This window comes from Actinoplanes sp. NPDC019969 (genome assembly GCF_055562375.1).
In genome coordinates, this window is record NZ_JBVHFK010000003.1 from 70,992 (window position 1) to 84,225 (window position 13,234).

The following is a 13,234-nucleotide window of genomic DNA, read 5'->3' on the forward strand; positions in this document are numbered from 1 at the left end:
CTGTGCCCGGCATGAGCACACATTCCCCTTCCGCCGGGACTCTCCGGCCGCCCGCGATCACCGACCGGCGGGCGTCGATCGCCCTGCTGGTCGTCCTGTTCGCCTCGTTCATGGACCTGCTCGACGTCACCATCGTCACGGTCGCCGCCCCGGACATCGCCGCCGATCTCGGCGCCGGCCGGGCGCAACTCCAGTGGACGGTGGCCGCGTACACCCTGGCCCTCGGATCGGGCCTGATCACCGGAGGGCGCATCGGGGACGCGTACGGTCGCCGCAAGATCTTCCTCGTCTCCCTGGCCGGCTTCGCTGTCGCGTCCGCGGCCTGCGCGCTCGCCCCGACCGCCGAGGCGCTGATCGCCCTGCGCGCGGTGCAGGGCCTGGCGGGCGGATTCATGGTTCCGCAGGTCTTCGGGATCATCCGCTCCTCGTTCGCGCCCGCCGCGATGGCCAAGGCGTTCGGCGCCTACGGAGCGGTGCAGGGCCTGGCCGCGGTCGCCGGCCCCCTGCTCGGCGGCGCGCTCGTCGACGCGGACCTGTGGGGCCTGGGCTGGCGCACGGTCTTCTGGATCAACATCCCGGTCGCTGTCGCCGCCCTGCTGCTCGGGTTCCGGGTGCTGCCCGAGTCCACCGCGCCGCAGCGGGCCCGCCCGGACATCGGCGGCGCGGTGCTGTCCGCGGCCGCCGTCGTGCTGGTGCTGCTGCCGCTGGTCCAGGGCCGGGAGTGGGGCTGGCCGTGGTGGGGCTGGGCCCTGCTGGCGGCCGGGCTGATCCTGTTCGCGGGTTTCCTCGCATACGAACGCCGGGTGCCCTCCCCCATCCTGGACCCGGCGCTGCTGACCGTCCGCCCGTTCACCGCCGGGCTCGCGGCGTCGGTGCTGTTCTTCGGCGCGCTGGCGTCGTTCTTCCTGGTCCTGTCGATCTACCTGCAGTCCGGGACGGGCCGCTCGGCGTGGGAGACCGGCCTGGTGATCCTGCCGTACGCGATCGGTTCGATGCTCACCTCCGGCGCCGGGGTGGCGCTCGCCGCCAAGGCCGGCCGGGCCCTGCTGATCACCGGCTCCCTGACGCTGGCCGCTTCGCAGGGCCTGCTGTGGCTGCTGGTCCGCGACGGTGACACCCCCGGATACCGGACCCTGGCCGGCGCGCTGTTCCTCGGCGGCCTCGGCCTCGGACTGGCCGCGCCGATCCTGGTCACCGTCGTGCTGGCCGGTGTGCCCGGCCGCCAGGCCGGCGCCGCCGGCGGGGTGCTGTCCACCGTCACCCAGGTCGGCGGGGCGGCCGGGATCGCCGTGCTCGGCACCGTCTTCTTCAACGCCCTCGACGACCCGGCAGTGGCGGGCGGCGCCCCGGCGCTGTTCGGGCACGGTCTCGCCCGGGTGATGCCCTGGCAGGTCGCCGCCTACCTGCTGGCGGCGCTCGCGATGCTCGCCCTGCCCCGCACCACCGCGGCCCCTGATCCGGGTACGGCATCCCCGTGACCTGCCACCGGGTGGACTCGATCTCTCCCGATAGTCCTTCATGCACTCGCAGTCCTCGGAATGGCATAGATGAGTGGCGATGCCTTCGGTAGCTTCGCCTCGACCAGGCTGTCGTCGACGCGATGAACGCCGCCACCGCGGATTGGTAGGTTGAACCGATGAGGGTGCGGCCGTCACTTCCACTTGCTGCCTGGCTTCTGGTCGTGGTGGCCGCGCTGTCCGGCTGCGACGCCGCGGGCGAGCCCGGCGGCGACACGTCCGGCGTACGAGCCCCGACCGGCCCGGCACAGCCGCAGACGTTGCCGGTCCGGAGCGACCTCGTCGACGCGCGGGTCGTCCAGTGGCGCGACTGGCGCAGCGTCGACGATCGGACCCTCCAGGTGACCGTGACGGCCGGGCCCGCCGACTGCTACGGCGCCGACCCGGAAGTGGCGGAGAGCACGACGGTGGTGGGCATCCGGGTCCGTGTCGGACTGCTGCCCGAGGCGGCACGCAAGGACTGCGTGACCATCGCCAAGGAGTCGGTGGTCACGGTACGGCTCACCGCTCCTCTGGGCGGCCGCACTGTCGAACCCATGAGCTGACGCCGGACGGGAGCGGGCCTGCCGTTAAGGTCACCGTCATGGTTACCCCGTACGACGCCGTGCTCTTCGATTGTGACGGTGTCCTCGTCGACTCCGAGCGCATCACCAACGGCGTGCTCCGGACGATGCTGCACGAACTCGGCTGGCAGATCTCCGAGGCCGACTGCTTCCGCCTGTTCGTCGGCCGGGCGCTGCGTGACGAGACCGCCGTGATCACCGCCCACACCGGTTTCACCGTGACCGGCGCCTGGCTCGACGAGTTCCGGCAGCGCCGCAACGAGGCGCTCGTCCGCGACCTGCTGCCGATTCCCGGCGCGGTCGCCGCGGCCCGCGACATCGACCGGCGGTACGGGGGCAACGTCGCCTGTGCCAGCGGCGCCGACCGGCACAAGGTGGAGTTGCAGCTGGCCAAGGTCGGCCTGGACACGACGTTCGCCGGCAAGGTCTTCAGCGGGATGGAGACGCCCCGCAGCAAACCGGCCCCGGACGTGTACCTGGCCGCCGCGGCCGCCCTCGGCGTCGACCCGGCCCGCACCGCCGTCGTCGAGGACACCCCGACCGGGGTTCGGGCGGGCGTGGCCGCCGGCGCCACCGTCTACGGCTTCTGCCCGCCGGGGAGCCCGTCGCACAACGTTCCGCGGGTGCTGCTGGACGCCGGCGCCGCCCACATCTTCACCGCCATGACGGAACTGCCCGCCCTTCTGGCCGGCCGTCCCGTCTCCCGTACGCCGGTCTGAGCGCACCGGGCCGGCTGCCGCATGGCACATGCCGGTTGACCTGACGGCGGGGCCTCACGTCGCGGCGGTCTGCCACTGCCGGCTGAGAAGGGCGCTGATATCGGAGGCCTCCATCGGCCGGCCCAGGTGGTACCCCTGGCCGACCGTGTAGCCGAGCCGCACGAGGCGCTGGGCCTGCTCCTCGTTCTCGATGCCTTCGGCGACCGCCTCCAGGCCGAGGGCCTGAGCGAGTTGCGCCACCGCCCGGGCCACGGCCTGCCGGGCATCCGCGTCCGAGGTGCCCGGTTCGGCCAGTTCGATGCCGTCGACGAACGACTTGTCGAGCTTGACCATGGCGGCGGGGAAGGCCTGCAACAGGCTGAGGGAGGACTCGCCGGTGCCGAAGTCGTCGAGGGCGAGCCGGACGCCGAGTCCATGGAGGTCGTGCAGGACCCGCGACACCTGCGGGCCGCGAAGCACCGCGGATTCGGTGAGTTCCAGGACCAGCCGGTCAGCGGGCAGGCCGCTGTCGGCCAGCGCCGTGCGTACGTCGTCGACGAAGTTCGGATCGTGCAGCTGGCGCACCGATACGTTGGGTTCGACCTTCTGCAGCGCGCCGGGCCCGAAGGCGGCGAGCCAGGCGGCCCCCTGGCGGCAGGTCTCGCGCAGGACCCACCGGCCCAACGGCACGATGAGGCCGGTGCGTTCCGCCGCCGGGATGAAGTCCAGCGGTGACACCAGGCCACGGTGCGGGTGATGCCACCGGACGAGCGCCTCGACACCGATCAGCCGTCTGCTGTCGAGGGCGATGATGGGCTGGTAGAGCAACCGGAACTCGCCGGCGTCGAGAGCATGCCGCAGTTCGCCACCGAGGCGGGCGTCGGCGAACATCGGCCCCGCCAGGTCCGCGGAGTACCGCACCGCATTGCTCTTGCCGCGCTGCTTCGCCGTGTAGAGGGCGACGCCGGCGTCGCGCAGCAGAGCGCTCGGCGCCGTCCCGGCCGGCGCGGTGGCGACACCGATGCTGGCGTGCACCAGCAGGCGGTGCCCGCTGATCGGTTCGGCGGCCGCGGCCAGGATGTGCTCCGCCAGCCGGTCGCCGATGTTCCCGGCGCCGGTCGCCAGCACGGCGAACTCGTCGCCGCCGAGGCGGCTCGTCTGGCCGTCGTCGCCGACGGCGCCGAGCAGCGTCGCGGCGAACGCGGTCAGGAGCTGATCGCCGATGTCGTGACCGAGGCTGTCGTTGACCGACTTGAAATCGTCGAGATCGACCAGAAGCACGGTGGTGTCACCGGATCGCGCGGCGGATTCGAGCCGGTCCCGGAAGAGCGCACGGTTGGCCAGACCGGTCAGGGAATCGTGGGTGGCCTCGTACCGCAGCCGCTGTTCGGACTCCTCGCGCTCGCGCAGCAACCCGGCGTTCTCGCGGACCACCAGGTACTGCCGGAGCATGACCAGAGCGATGACCATGACACCGACGACCGCTACCGTACGGGCCGGCGTCGAACCCTTCCGGAGCAGCACGTCCACGACCGGAGTCTGCACCGCGGCCACCGCCAGGTACGGCAGCCAGGTGTTGGGGCGGCGCGGGGGCGTGCCGGACGAGATCTGCTGGCGGTGGGCGGCCAGCGCGACGAGCACCGGGATCACCGGAAGGACCAGGGACTGCGCGATCGCCTGCCACTGGGCGACGCGCTCGACCGCGAGCATCGCCACCACCGCGGCGGTCAGTCCCATGGCGGCAAGAAGCCGCACGGAGACCCGGTCGATGGGGCCACCGCTGATGTACGAGACCTTGGTGATGCTCCCGGCCGCGAGAAGGAACGCCAGCAGGACCATCGCCGTGAGCGGCCGGTCCCAGGATCCCTGCGTGAAGATCAGCGGAACGAGCCCGAAGTGATAGAGCACCGCCGCACAGCCGAGGAACGCGATGGAACGGTCCAGCCACTGCCGGCCCCGTTCGCGCCGGGTCGTGACGCCGAGCGGAACCCGGGCGACCGCGTAGATCCCGGCCAGCACGCCCGCGCAGACGCACACGGTCGCCGCGGCGGGCATCTCGGGGTAGGCGGGACGGCTCCGGAAGGCCGCGGCGGCGAGCAGCCCGTAGCCGGCGGTCAGGAGAACGCATCCGCCGAGCAGGTGCAGCCAGAACCGGCGGGCCACCGGCGCCGGGCGGACGGTGCGGAGCATCGTCAGGATCGCATGACCGGCGATCGCGGTGCCCACGGGCATGAAGACGTACGCCACCGACGTCGGGCCGATGCCGGTCGGCCACCACCACAGGAACCAGAGGAGGCCGGCCGACGCGTTGCCCACCGCGGCGACCAGACACCACCACGAGGCACGGCGGCGGTCTCCCATGTCAGATTGTTCGGCAGTCCTGCCGATATCCGTAGCCGGATCGCGGCGACCGTCAGGCGGGCACGGCCTCCGCCTCGGGCCGGCGCCGCGCGGTGGGCGTACCGAAAAGAGGGTGTTGCTTTGTTTCCCGGGGATTAAATAGTGTCGATGTTGCTGGGAGCGCTCCCAGCCTCCCGTTCCCATCCCCTGGAGACTGTTGTGACACTCAGATCGCGTCGCGGGCGCCGGCTCGCCGCCGCTCTCGTCGGGGCCGCGCTTGCGGTGACCGGCGCCTCCGCCCTGCCGCACGGGGCGGCCGCCGCGCCGCCCGCCAACGACTGGCTGCACGTCAAAGGCAACAAGATCGTCGACGCCGCCGGGAATCCGGTCTGGCTGACCGGCGCCAACTGGTTCGGCTTCAACGCCTCGGAACGCGTGTTCCACGGCCTCTGGTCGGCGAACATCACCGACGTCACCAAGTCGATGGCTCAGCGTGGCATCAACCTGGTCCGGGTCCCGATCTCCACCCAGTTGCTGCTGGAGTGGAAGAACGGGCAGGCGACCGCGCCGAACGTGAACACCTACGCCAACCCGGAACTGACCGGGATGAACAGCCTGCAGATCTTCGAGTTCTGGCTGGACCTGTGCGAGCGGTTCGGCATCAAGGTCATGCTCGACGTGCACTCCGCCGAGGCCGACAACTCCGGCCACGTGCACCCCGTGTGGTGGAAGGGCACGATCACGCCGGAGAACTTCTACCAGGCGTGGGAGTGGGCGGCGGCCCGCTGGAAGAACGACGACACCCTGGTCGCGTTCGATCTGAAGAACGAGCCGCACGGTACGCCCAACGATCCCGTCCGCGCCAAGTGGGACTCGTCCACCGACGTCGACAACTGGAAGCACACCGCCGAGACCGCCGCCAAGCGGATCCTCGCGATCAACCCCGAGGTGCTGATCGTCGTCGAGGGCCAGGAGGTCTACCCGCGGGAGGGGGAGACCTGGAGCTCGCCGAACACCGATCCGGACCGGTCGCCGAACTACTACTACAACTGGTGGGGCGGGAACCTGCGCGGGGTCAAGGACCACCCGATCAGCCTGGGCGCGAACCAGGACCAGCTGGTCTACTCGCCGCACGACTACGGGCCGCTGGTGTTCAACCAGCCGTGGTTCGACAAGCCGTTCGACAAGGCGTCGCTGACCGATGACGTGTGGCGGCCGAACTGGTTCTACCTGCACGAGAACAACACGGCGCCGCTGCTGATCGGCGAGTGGGGCGGGCGGCTCGGCCAGGACGCCCGGCAGGACAGGTGGATGACGGCGCTGCGCGACCTGATCGCGGAGAACCAGCTGCACCAGACGTTCTGGGTGCTGAACCCCAACTCCGGCGACACCGGCGGCCTGCTGCTGGACGACTGGAAGACCTGGGACGAGGAGAAGTACGCGCTGCTGAAGCCGGCGCTGTGGCAGCACGCCGGCAAGTTCGTCGGCCTCGACCACCAGGTCCCGCTGGGTGGGGACGGCAGCACGACCGGGATCAGCCTGGGCCAGCGGTACGGCGACGGCGGCGGCGAGGGCGACAGCACGGCGCCGAGCGCCCCGGGGCAGCCCACGGCGGGCACCGTCACGGCGAACAGTGTGGCGCTGAGCTGGGCGGCGGCGACCGACAACGTCGGCGTGACGGCGTACGAGGTGCTGCGCAACGGGACCGTGGTCGCCACGGTGTCGGCGACCTCGTACACCGCGACGGGGTTGACCGCCAGTACGGCGTACACCTTCAGTGTCCGTGCCCGCGACGCGGCCGGAAACGTCTCCACCGCATCGCCGGCCCGCAGTGTCACGACGGCGAACGGCGGGGGAGGGGAGAGCCAGGGCTGTTCGGCCACGTTCACGACGCTGGGCTCGTGGTCCGGTGGCTTCCAGATGGAGGTCACGGTCAAGAACACCGGCACGACGGCCCGTACCGGCTGGACCGTGAGCTGGGCGTACCCGTCCGGCACGACGGTCGGCTCGCTGTGGAACGGGGTGCTGAGCACGCCTGCCGTGACCGTCCGTAACGCCCCCCACAACGGTGCCCTGGCGCCCGGCGCCAGTGCCACGTTCGGGTTCGTCGGCAACGGGCCGGCAGCGACTCCCGTCGGTCTGACCTGCACATCGTCGTGAAAGAGACATTAACCAGATAGACATGAGTTGATATCACGAAACATCGGTGCAATGCTGGGCCGGGAGCGCTCCCAATTCCCCGAACGCGACCCAAAGGAGGAGGTAACGTGCCCCCACACGAAACCCGACGCTCCGGCCGCCGGCTCGTCCAGGTGTTCATCGTGCTGATCGCCATGGTGGTCAGCACGGTGCCCTGGACCGGCGCCGCGAGTGCGCACGGCACCATCGTGTCCCCGGCCAGCCGCGCCTACCAGTGCTGGCAGACCTGGGGCAGCCAGCACACCAACCCGGCCATGCAGCAGCAGGACCCGATGTGCTGGCAGGCGTTCCAGGCCAACCCGGACACCATGTGGAACTGGATGTCCGCGCTCCGGGACGGTCTGGGTGCCCAGTTCCAGGCGAAGACCCCGGACGGCCAGCTGTGCAGCAACGGGCTGACCCGTAACAACAGCCTGAACCGGCCCGGGGCGTGGAAGACCAGCACTGTCGGCAGGAACTTCACCGTGCGGCTGTACGACCAGGCCAGCCACGGCGCCGACTACTTCCGCGTCTACGTCAGCAAGCAGGGGTTCAACCCGGCCACCCAGACTCTCGGCTGGGGGAACCTCGACTTCATCACGCAGACCGGCCGCTACGCCCCGGCGCAGAACATCTCGTTCAACGTCAACACGTCGGGCTACACCGGCCACCACGTCCTCTTCGTCATCTGGCAGGCCTCGCACCTCGACCAGGCCTACATGTGGTGCAGTGACGTGACCTTCGTCTGATCGGCACGATCCCGGCGGCCCGGATCTCCCCGGTCCGCCGGGCCCCTTGTTCTCCCGGCTGGTCGTCAGGGCTGTCTCGGCGGGATCGAGACAGCCCTGACGACCGGCCGGATCCCCGGAGGCGAGGAGAGAGATGAAGACCTTCTTGCGGTACGGGCTGGCGGCCGCGACCCTGCTCGCCACGTCGGCGGGCGCGTTCGCCCTGGCCAAGCCCGGCGCTGAGCCCGAGAGCCTGCGGGCGCAGATCGAGACCCGGATGCGTACTGTCCTCGAACAGGCCGACCCCGGAGAGCATCAGCACGCCGGGCATGCCGTCCCGCCGTCGGCCGGCGCGGCGAAACCGGCGGTGGTGTGCGGCGTGCGCATCTACGGCCACGAGCCGGCGGCGGCGACCACGCTGGACGACGTGCGCACCGTCTACGGCTTCCACCTGTGCGGGGTCGCCGAGGCGCAGCGGCCCTGGGACGTGGCGGTCAAGCTGGCCGGCCCGGTCATCCTCGACATGACCTCCGACCCGCCGGGCATCCAGGTGGTCGAGGCGACGGCCGAGGTGAAGTACGTCGACCGGCTGTGGCAGATGTTCCCACCCCGGTACGCCGAGGTGGCGGCCGTCGAGGCGCTGTCCGCCGAGCAGATGGCCGGGCTGCGGGAACGCTACGACGACGCGGCGGGACTCTGACCGTACATCGGGTGTAGTCTATCTCCGCTCTGTTAGCGCTCACATCCCCAATCTGAGCGTTCCCCTACCCGAGTGGAGATCCCCCATGTCCGTCCGGAAACGCCCCTGGCGTGCCGCCCTGATCGGCACGGTCGTCACCGTGCTGGCCGGCGCCGGCGCCGCGTTCGGCCTGCAGCAGGCCAGCGCCGCCACGGTCAACACCTCGGCCTGGTACGCCCTGGTGAACCGCAACAGCGGCAAAGCCCTCGACGTCTACAACCTGTCCACCAGCGCGGGCGCCGGCATCGCCCAGTTCACCCGCAACGACGGCAACTGGCAGCAGTGGCAGTTCGTCGACGCGGGCAGCGGCTACTACAAGATCAAGAGCCGGCACAGCGGCCTGCTCCTCGAACTGCCCAACGCCACCGACGGCACCCAGCTCATCCAGAACACCGACAACGGCACCACCCGCCAGCAGTTCACCCTCAAGGACTCGCCGGACGGCTACGTGCGCCTGCTCAACCGGCACTCCGGCAAAGCCGTCGAGGTGTGGGAGCACTCCACCGCCGACGGGGCGAAGGTCGCCCAGTACGCCGACCTCGGCAACCCCAACCAGCAGTGGCAGCTGGCCCAGGTCGCCGGCGGTGGCACCGCGGCGGGCTGCGGCACCGGCACGTTCCAGTCCGAGGTGACCGTCAGCGGCAGCACCTGGACGGCCCGCAACGCGTCCGGTTCGGCCGTCTACACCGGCACCGACTTCCGGGCCGCCGTGCAGGCCGGCATCGGCAGCCTCACCGCCGGGCGCACCGGCATCCAGCGGGTCGTGGTCCGCGGCAACGGCACGATGACCGCGGGCAGCCGGATCTCCCTGGCGAGCTACACGTCACTGTCGGTGTGCGGCACGATCAACGTGACCGGTACGGGCAGCGGCGACTACGCCCCGATCTACGCGCGCGGGGTCAGCAACATCGAGGTCCCGTACCTCAATCTGACCGGCGCCCCGATCTACGGCATCTTCATGCGCAACGTCAGCAACGTCTGGCTCGGCCAGATCGACATGCGGCTCAGCGCCGGCCTCGGCGTACGCATCGACAACCGCGGCGACACCTCGCAGTGGACCCGCAACGTCAAGATCGACAATGTGTACGTGTCCGGCGCCGGCTCGCACGCCGTCGAGACGTACGGCGTCGACGGCATCACCATCGGCACCGTGACCGCCCGCAGCGTCGGCGAATCCGGCCTGCTCCTCAACCAGACGATCAACGCGACCGTCGGCACCGTCGACGCGGACAACGCCGGAGCCGGCACCGGTTACGCCGCGTTCCGGATGGCCAACCGTAACGGCAGGGTCGGATCCTCCTACCCGAACAACATCAAGGTCGGCCTGGTCAAGGCCCGCGGCGGCGGCCGGGGCGTCTTCTGCGTCTCGGAGAGCGGCGGCGCCACCATCGACCGGGTCGACATCGCCAACACCGGCAACAACTCCATCCTGGTGGAGAACTGCTACAACGTGGTCATCGCAGGCGTCTCCGGCACGGTCTCCGGTGGTGGCGAGGTGCGGATCGCCTCGCGTACGGAGTTCGCCCCGTCCAGCGGCATCCGCTTCCAGAACCTCTCGGTCTCCAACACGAACGTCACCTGGAGCCCGTGCACCGGCACCAACAACACGATCAGCAACGTCACCCGCTCCAACTCGACGCTGACCTGGTGCTGACCGCATGATCCGGTGTGTGGAGTTCGGCCGCGTATTTCGCCCGAACTCCACACACCGTCCCGTCCCCCCGGCTGGTCGTGGTGGCTGTCTCGGCCGCTTCGAGACAGCCATGAGCGCCAGCCGGAAAACCCCGGCTGGTCGTCAGCGCCGTCTCGAGCAGCGGGAGACAGCACTGACAGCCGGCCGATCGGCGGCGTCACCGGCATCGCCGGACTCGCGGTGCCGCGGCGCCGAGTTCATCCACCGGTCCTGGCCGACCTTGACGTAGGCATCCACCTGCCACCGAAGCCCGAATCGTTGCCACGGGAGGCCGGGGGGCGTCCGAGGGCGTCCTGCTGCGGGGCGAAGGCCACGCTTTGTCATCACTGGGGGGCCGGCGGCCGCATCGCGGCGGTGGTGAGTGCTGAGGGTGATCGGGCTGGGTCGGCTGGTGGGCGCACACCTTCCGGGCGAATCTGTTGTTCTTCGGGTGTTCAAGGGCGGGAAGGCGTTTACTGACGTCGATGTCCTCGACGCTCAAGGAGGAGCCCGTGCTGACACGAACCGTGCGGTGGCTGGCGGCTGCCGGCCTGATCGTGGTCACCCCGTTCGCCGTACCCGAGGAAGGGGAGAGGCGCGCCCCGAAAGTCCGCAATGTCATCTTCGTCAACGGGGACGGCATGGCGGCCGCCCACCGGGAGGCGGCCCGCCTGTTCCACGCCGGCCTGGGCGGGCGGCTGGTGATGGATTCGTTCCCCGTCTCCGGGCAGCTCACCACCAGCCCCGACGACCCGGAGTCGGCGATCACCGACTCGGCGGCCGGGGCGAGCGCCTGGGCGACCGGCGTGGCCACCTACAACGGCGCGATCAGCGTCGACCCGGACGGCCACCCGCTGCCGGTGCTCGGTGGGCGGGCCAAGGCGGCCGGGAAGGCGACCGGGCTGGTCACGACCGCGCAGGTCACCGACGCGAGCCCGGCCGCGTTCTTCTCGAACGCCGTCGACCGGGCGGCGCAGGACGACATCGCCCGGCAGTACCTGGAGGTCACCAGGCCGGACGTGATCCTCGGCGGCGGCGAGGACTGGTGGCTGCCGGCGGGCACGCCCGGCGCGTACCCGGACCGCCCGGCCGAGGACCCGGAGGAGTACAGCCGCGGCACCGAGGGCAACCTGATCGAGAGGGCGAAGGCGGACGGCTACCAGTACGTGTCCACGCCCGCCCAGCTCGCCGCGGCCCGGCCGGGGAAGGTGCTCGGGCTGTTCGCCAACGAGGAGATGTTCCAGCAGCGGCCGGAGGGCCAGGGGGACATCTACCGGCCGGTGGTGAGTCTCGCCGACATGACCCGCAAGGCGCTGTCCACGCTCTCCACCGACCGGGACGGGTTCTTCCTGCTGGTCGAGGAGGAGGCGGTGGACGAGTTCGCGCACCGCAACAACGCGGCCCGCACCCTGCAGGCGATGGGCGAGCTGGAGAAGGCGGTCGCGGTCGCCAAGGAGTATGCGAGCCGGCACCCGGACACCCTGGTCGTGGTGACCGGCGACCACGAGACCGGTGGCCTGGCGGTCGAGGACGTCGACGACGCGACGCCTGCGCAGGACGGGCCGTTCCCGGTGAAGGGTTCGGCGCTGCGGTTCCGGATCGACTGGACGACGACCGATCACACCGGTCAGGACGTGCCGGTGACCGCGTACGGGCCGCAGGCGGAACGGTTCACCGGCAAGCACCCGAACACGTACGTCCACGAGGTCCTGCAACCGATCCTCACGAAGCGCTGACCGGCCCGGTCGAGCGGCGGGCCCGCAACGAGGTGGCGGCCATGTACTTCCGGGGTTCGGTCCGGCCCCGAAACCGTTCGAGGAGCATGGTCGCCGCCTGCGCGCCCATCTCCACGCCCTCCTGATCGACCGAGGTCAGGCCGATCAGGGGGTGTGCGGCCAGGTCGGTGTTGTCGTATCCCGCGACGGAGACCGGGCGCCCGGCCGCGGTGACCGCGGCGAGCGCGCCGAGGGCGATGTCGTCGTGCCCGGCGAAGATCGCCGTCGGGGCGTCCGGCCGGGCCAGCAGCTCCTCGGTGACGCGCTGGGCCGACCCGGAGCTCTCGTCGCGGCGGGCCACCCGGATCAGGTCGCCGAGCCCGGCTTCGATCATGCGCTGCCGGTAGACCTCGAGCCGGATCGCGTGCGGGGTGCCCAGCCCGGGAACGGTCATGATCTCCGCCTCGGTGAGGTGCGCGATGCGCCGGTGCCCGAGACCGATCAGGTGGTCCATGACGGCCCGCGCGCCGGCGATGTCGTCACCGACCACCGTGTCGTACCCCCGGGGTGTGTCGTGCCGTCCCAGCATGACCACCGGGATCCGGCTGGCCAGCTCCTCCAGCCACTGTGCGTCGACCGTCGGCGCGACCGCGATGATGCCGTCGACCAGGCCGTCGGCCAGTGACCGCAACGTGTCGTAGCCGGGGCCGTCGGCCGGGGCGAGCACCATCTGGTACGGCGTGCCGGCCACCGCCCGCTTCGCGCCCTCGACGATCTGGGTCATGAACCGGGCGTCGACGTGCGGGACCTCGAGGCCGATCCGGTAGCAGGAGCCGCGCAGCGCCCGCGCGGCCACGCTCGGCCGGTATCCGAGCCGGTCGATAGCGGCCTCGACCCGCTCGCGCATGGCCGGGCTGACCCCGTAGGCGTTGCGGATCACCTTCGACACGGCGGCGCGGGACACTCCGGCGGCGCGGGCTACGTCGTTGATCGTGACCGGCATGGCCCTCACTGTAGACCGGTCTCCGAACCGCCGGATCGGCAGTCCTTGAAACGTTTCGCCGAGTGTCTTGTGTCACGTATG

10 protein-coding genes are annotated in these 13,234 nt (G+C 70.9%); 8 read left to right on the forward strand and 2 right to left on the reverse strand.

Features of this window, described 5'->3' with window-relative positions; genetic code table 11:
- Positions 1-11 precede the first annotated feature (11 nt).
- The 3 genes from ACZ3II_RS10445 to ACZ3II_RS10455 all read left to right on the forward strand — a co-directional run bounded on the left by ACZ3II_RS10445 (position 12) and on the right by ACZ3II_RS10455 (position 2,799).
- A complete protein-coding gene (locus ACZ3II_RS10445; protein WP_465517332.1) occupies positions 12-1,478 on the forward strand; it encodes an MFS transporter in 1,467 nt (488 codons plus the stop codon).
- Positions 1,479-1,636: 158 nt separating this feature from the next.
- The gene (locus tag ACZ3II_RS10450) at positions 1,637-2,062 is read left to right on the forward strand and encodes a hypothetical protein (protein WP_465517333.1); all 426 of its coding nucleotides are present in this window, start codon (positions 1,637-1,639) and stop codon (positions 2,060-2,062) included.
- Positions 2,063-2,100: 38 nt separating this feature from the next.
- Positions 2,101-2,799, forward strand: a complete 699-nt coding sequence (locus ACZ3II_RS10455; protein WP_465517334.1) for an HAD family hydrolase — start codon at positions 2,101-2,103, stop codon at positions 2,797-2,799.
- 54 nt (positions 2,800-2,853) lie between these two features.
- On the opposite strand, the gene ACZ3II_RS10460 is transcribed toward ACZ3II_RS10455, so the two are convergent.
- Complete coding sequence (locus tag ACZ3II_RS10460) at positions 2,854-5,139, reverse strand: putative bifunctional diguanylate cyclase/phosphodiesterase (RefSeq protein ID WP_465517335.1); 2,286 nt, start codon at positions 5,137-5,139, stop codon at positions 2,854-2,856.
- A gap of 147 nt (positions 5,140-5,286) precedes the next feature.
- Here ACZ3II_RS10460 and ACZ3II_RS10465 point away from each other — a divergent pair, with 147 nt between their 5' ends.
- The 5 genes from ACZ3II_RS10465 to ACZ3II_RS10485 all read left to right on the forward strand — a co-directional run bounded on the left by ACZ3II_RS10465 (position 5,287) and on the right by ACZ3II_RS10485 (position 12,171).
- Positions 5,287-7,278, forward strand: coding sequence for a cellulase family glycosylhydrolase (locus tag ACZ3II_RS10465; RefSeq protein ID WP_465517336.1), 1,992 nt, complete (start codon positions 5,287-5,289; stop codon positions 7,276-7,278).
- Positions 7,279-7,385: 107 nt separating this feature from the next.
- Complete coding sequence (locus ACZ3II_RS10470; protein WP_465517337.1) at positions 7,386-8,045, forward strand: lytic polysaccharide monooxygenase auxiliary activity family 9 protein; 660 nt, start codon at positions 7,386-7,388, stop codon at positions 8,043-8,045.
- A gap of 133 nt (positions 8,046-8,178) precedes the next feature.
- Positions 8,179-8,724, forward strand: a complete 546-nt coding sequence (locus tag ACZ3II_RS10475; protein WP_465517338.1) for a hypothetical protein — start codon at positions 8,179-8,181, stop codon at positions 8,722-8,724.
- 85 nt (positions 8,725-8,809) lie between these two features.
- Positions 8,810-10,417 (forward strand): RICIN domain-containing protein, encoded by a 1,608-nt coding sequence (locus ACZ3II_RS10480; RefSeq protein ID WP_465517339.1) that lies wholly within the window; start codon positions 8,810-8,812, stop codon positions 10,415-10,417.
- A gap of 530 nt (positions 10,418-10,947) precedes the next feature.
- Positions 10,948-12,171 carry an alkaline phosphatase gene (locus ACZ3II_RS10485; RefSeq protein ID WP_465517340.1) on the forward strand — a complete coding sequence of 408 codons (1,224 nt, stop codon included), beginning with the start codon at positions 10,948-10,950 and terminating at the stop codon, positions 12,169-12,171.
- On the opposite strand, the gene ACZ3II_RS10490 is transcribed toward ACZ3II_RS10485, so the two are convergent.
- Entirely contained in the window at positions 12,158-13,153 is a 996-nt protein-coding gene (locus ACZ3II_RS10490) for a LacI family DNA-binding transcriptional regulator (RefSeq protein ID WP_465517341.1), read from the reverse strand. The two genes, ACZ3II_RS10485 and ACZ3II_RS10490, sit on opposite strands and share 14 nt — an antisense overlap.
- Positions 13,154-13,234: the final 81 nt, after the last annotated feature.

What these genes read in the sequence shown, in the direction of transcription:
- ACZ3II_RS10490 (WP_465517341.1), bottom strand. Translation starts at nt 13,153, where the DNA reads ATGCCGGTCACGATCAACGACGTAGCCCGCGCCGCCGGAGTGTCCCGC.
- ACZ3II_RS10460 (WP_465517335.1), bottom strand. Translation starts at nt 5,139, where the DNA reads ATGGGAGACCGCCGCCGTGCCTCGTGGTGGTGTCTGGTCGCCGCGGTG.
- ACZ3II_RS10445 (WP_465517332.1), top strand. Translation starts at nt 12, where the DNA reads ATGAGCACACATTCCCCTTCCGCCGGGACTCTCCGGCCGCCCGCGATC.
- ACZ3II_RS10455 (WP_465517334.1), top strand. Translation starts at nt 2,101, where the DNA reads ATGGTTACCCCGTACGACGCCGTGCTCTTCGATTGTGACGGTGTCCTC.
- ACZ3II_RS10480 (WP_465517339.1), top strand. Translation starts at nt 8,810, where the DNA reads ATGTCCGTCCGGAAACGCCCCTGGCGTGCCGCCCTGATCGGCACGGTC.
- ACZ3II_RS10465 (WP_465517336.1), top strand. Translation starts at nt 5,287, where the DNA reads ATGTTGCTGGGAGCGCTCCCAGCCTCCCGTTCCCATCCCCTGGAGACT.
- ACZ3II_RS10475 (WP_465517338.1), top strand. Translation starts at nt 8,179, where the DNA reads ATGAAGACCTTCTTGCGGTACGGGCTGGCGGCCGCGACCCTGCTCGCC.
- ACZ3II_RS10450 (WP_465517333.1), top strand. Translation starts at nt 1,637, where the DNA reads ATGAGGGTGCGGCCGTCACTTCCACTTGCTGCCTGGCTTCTGGTCGTG.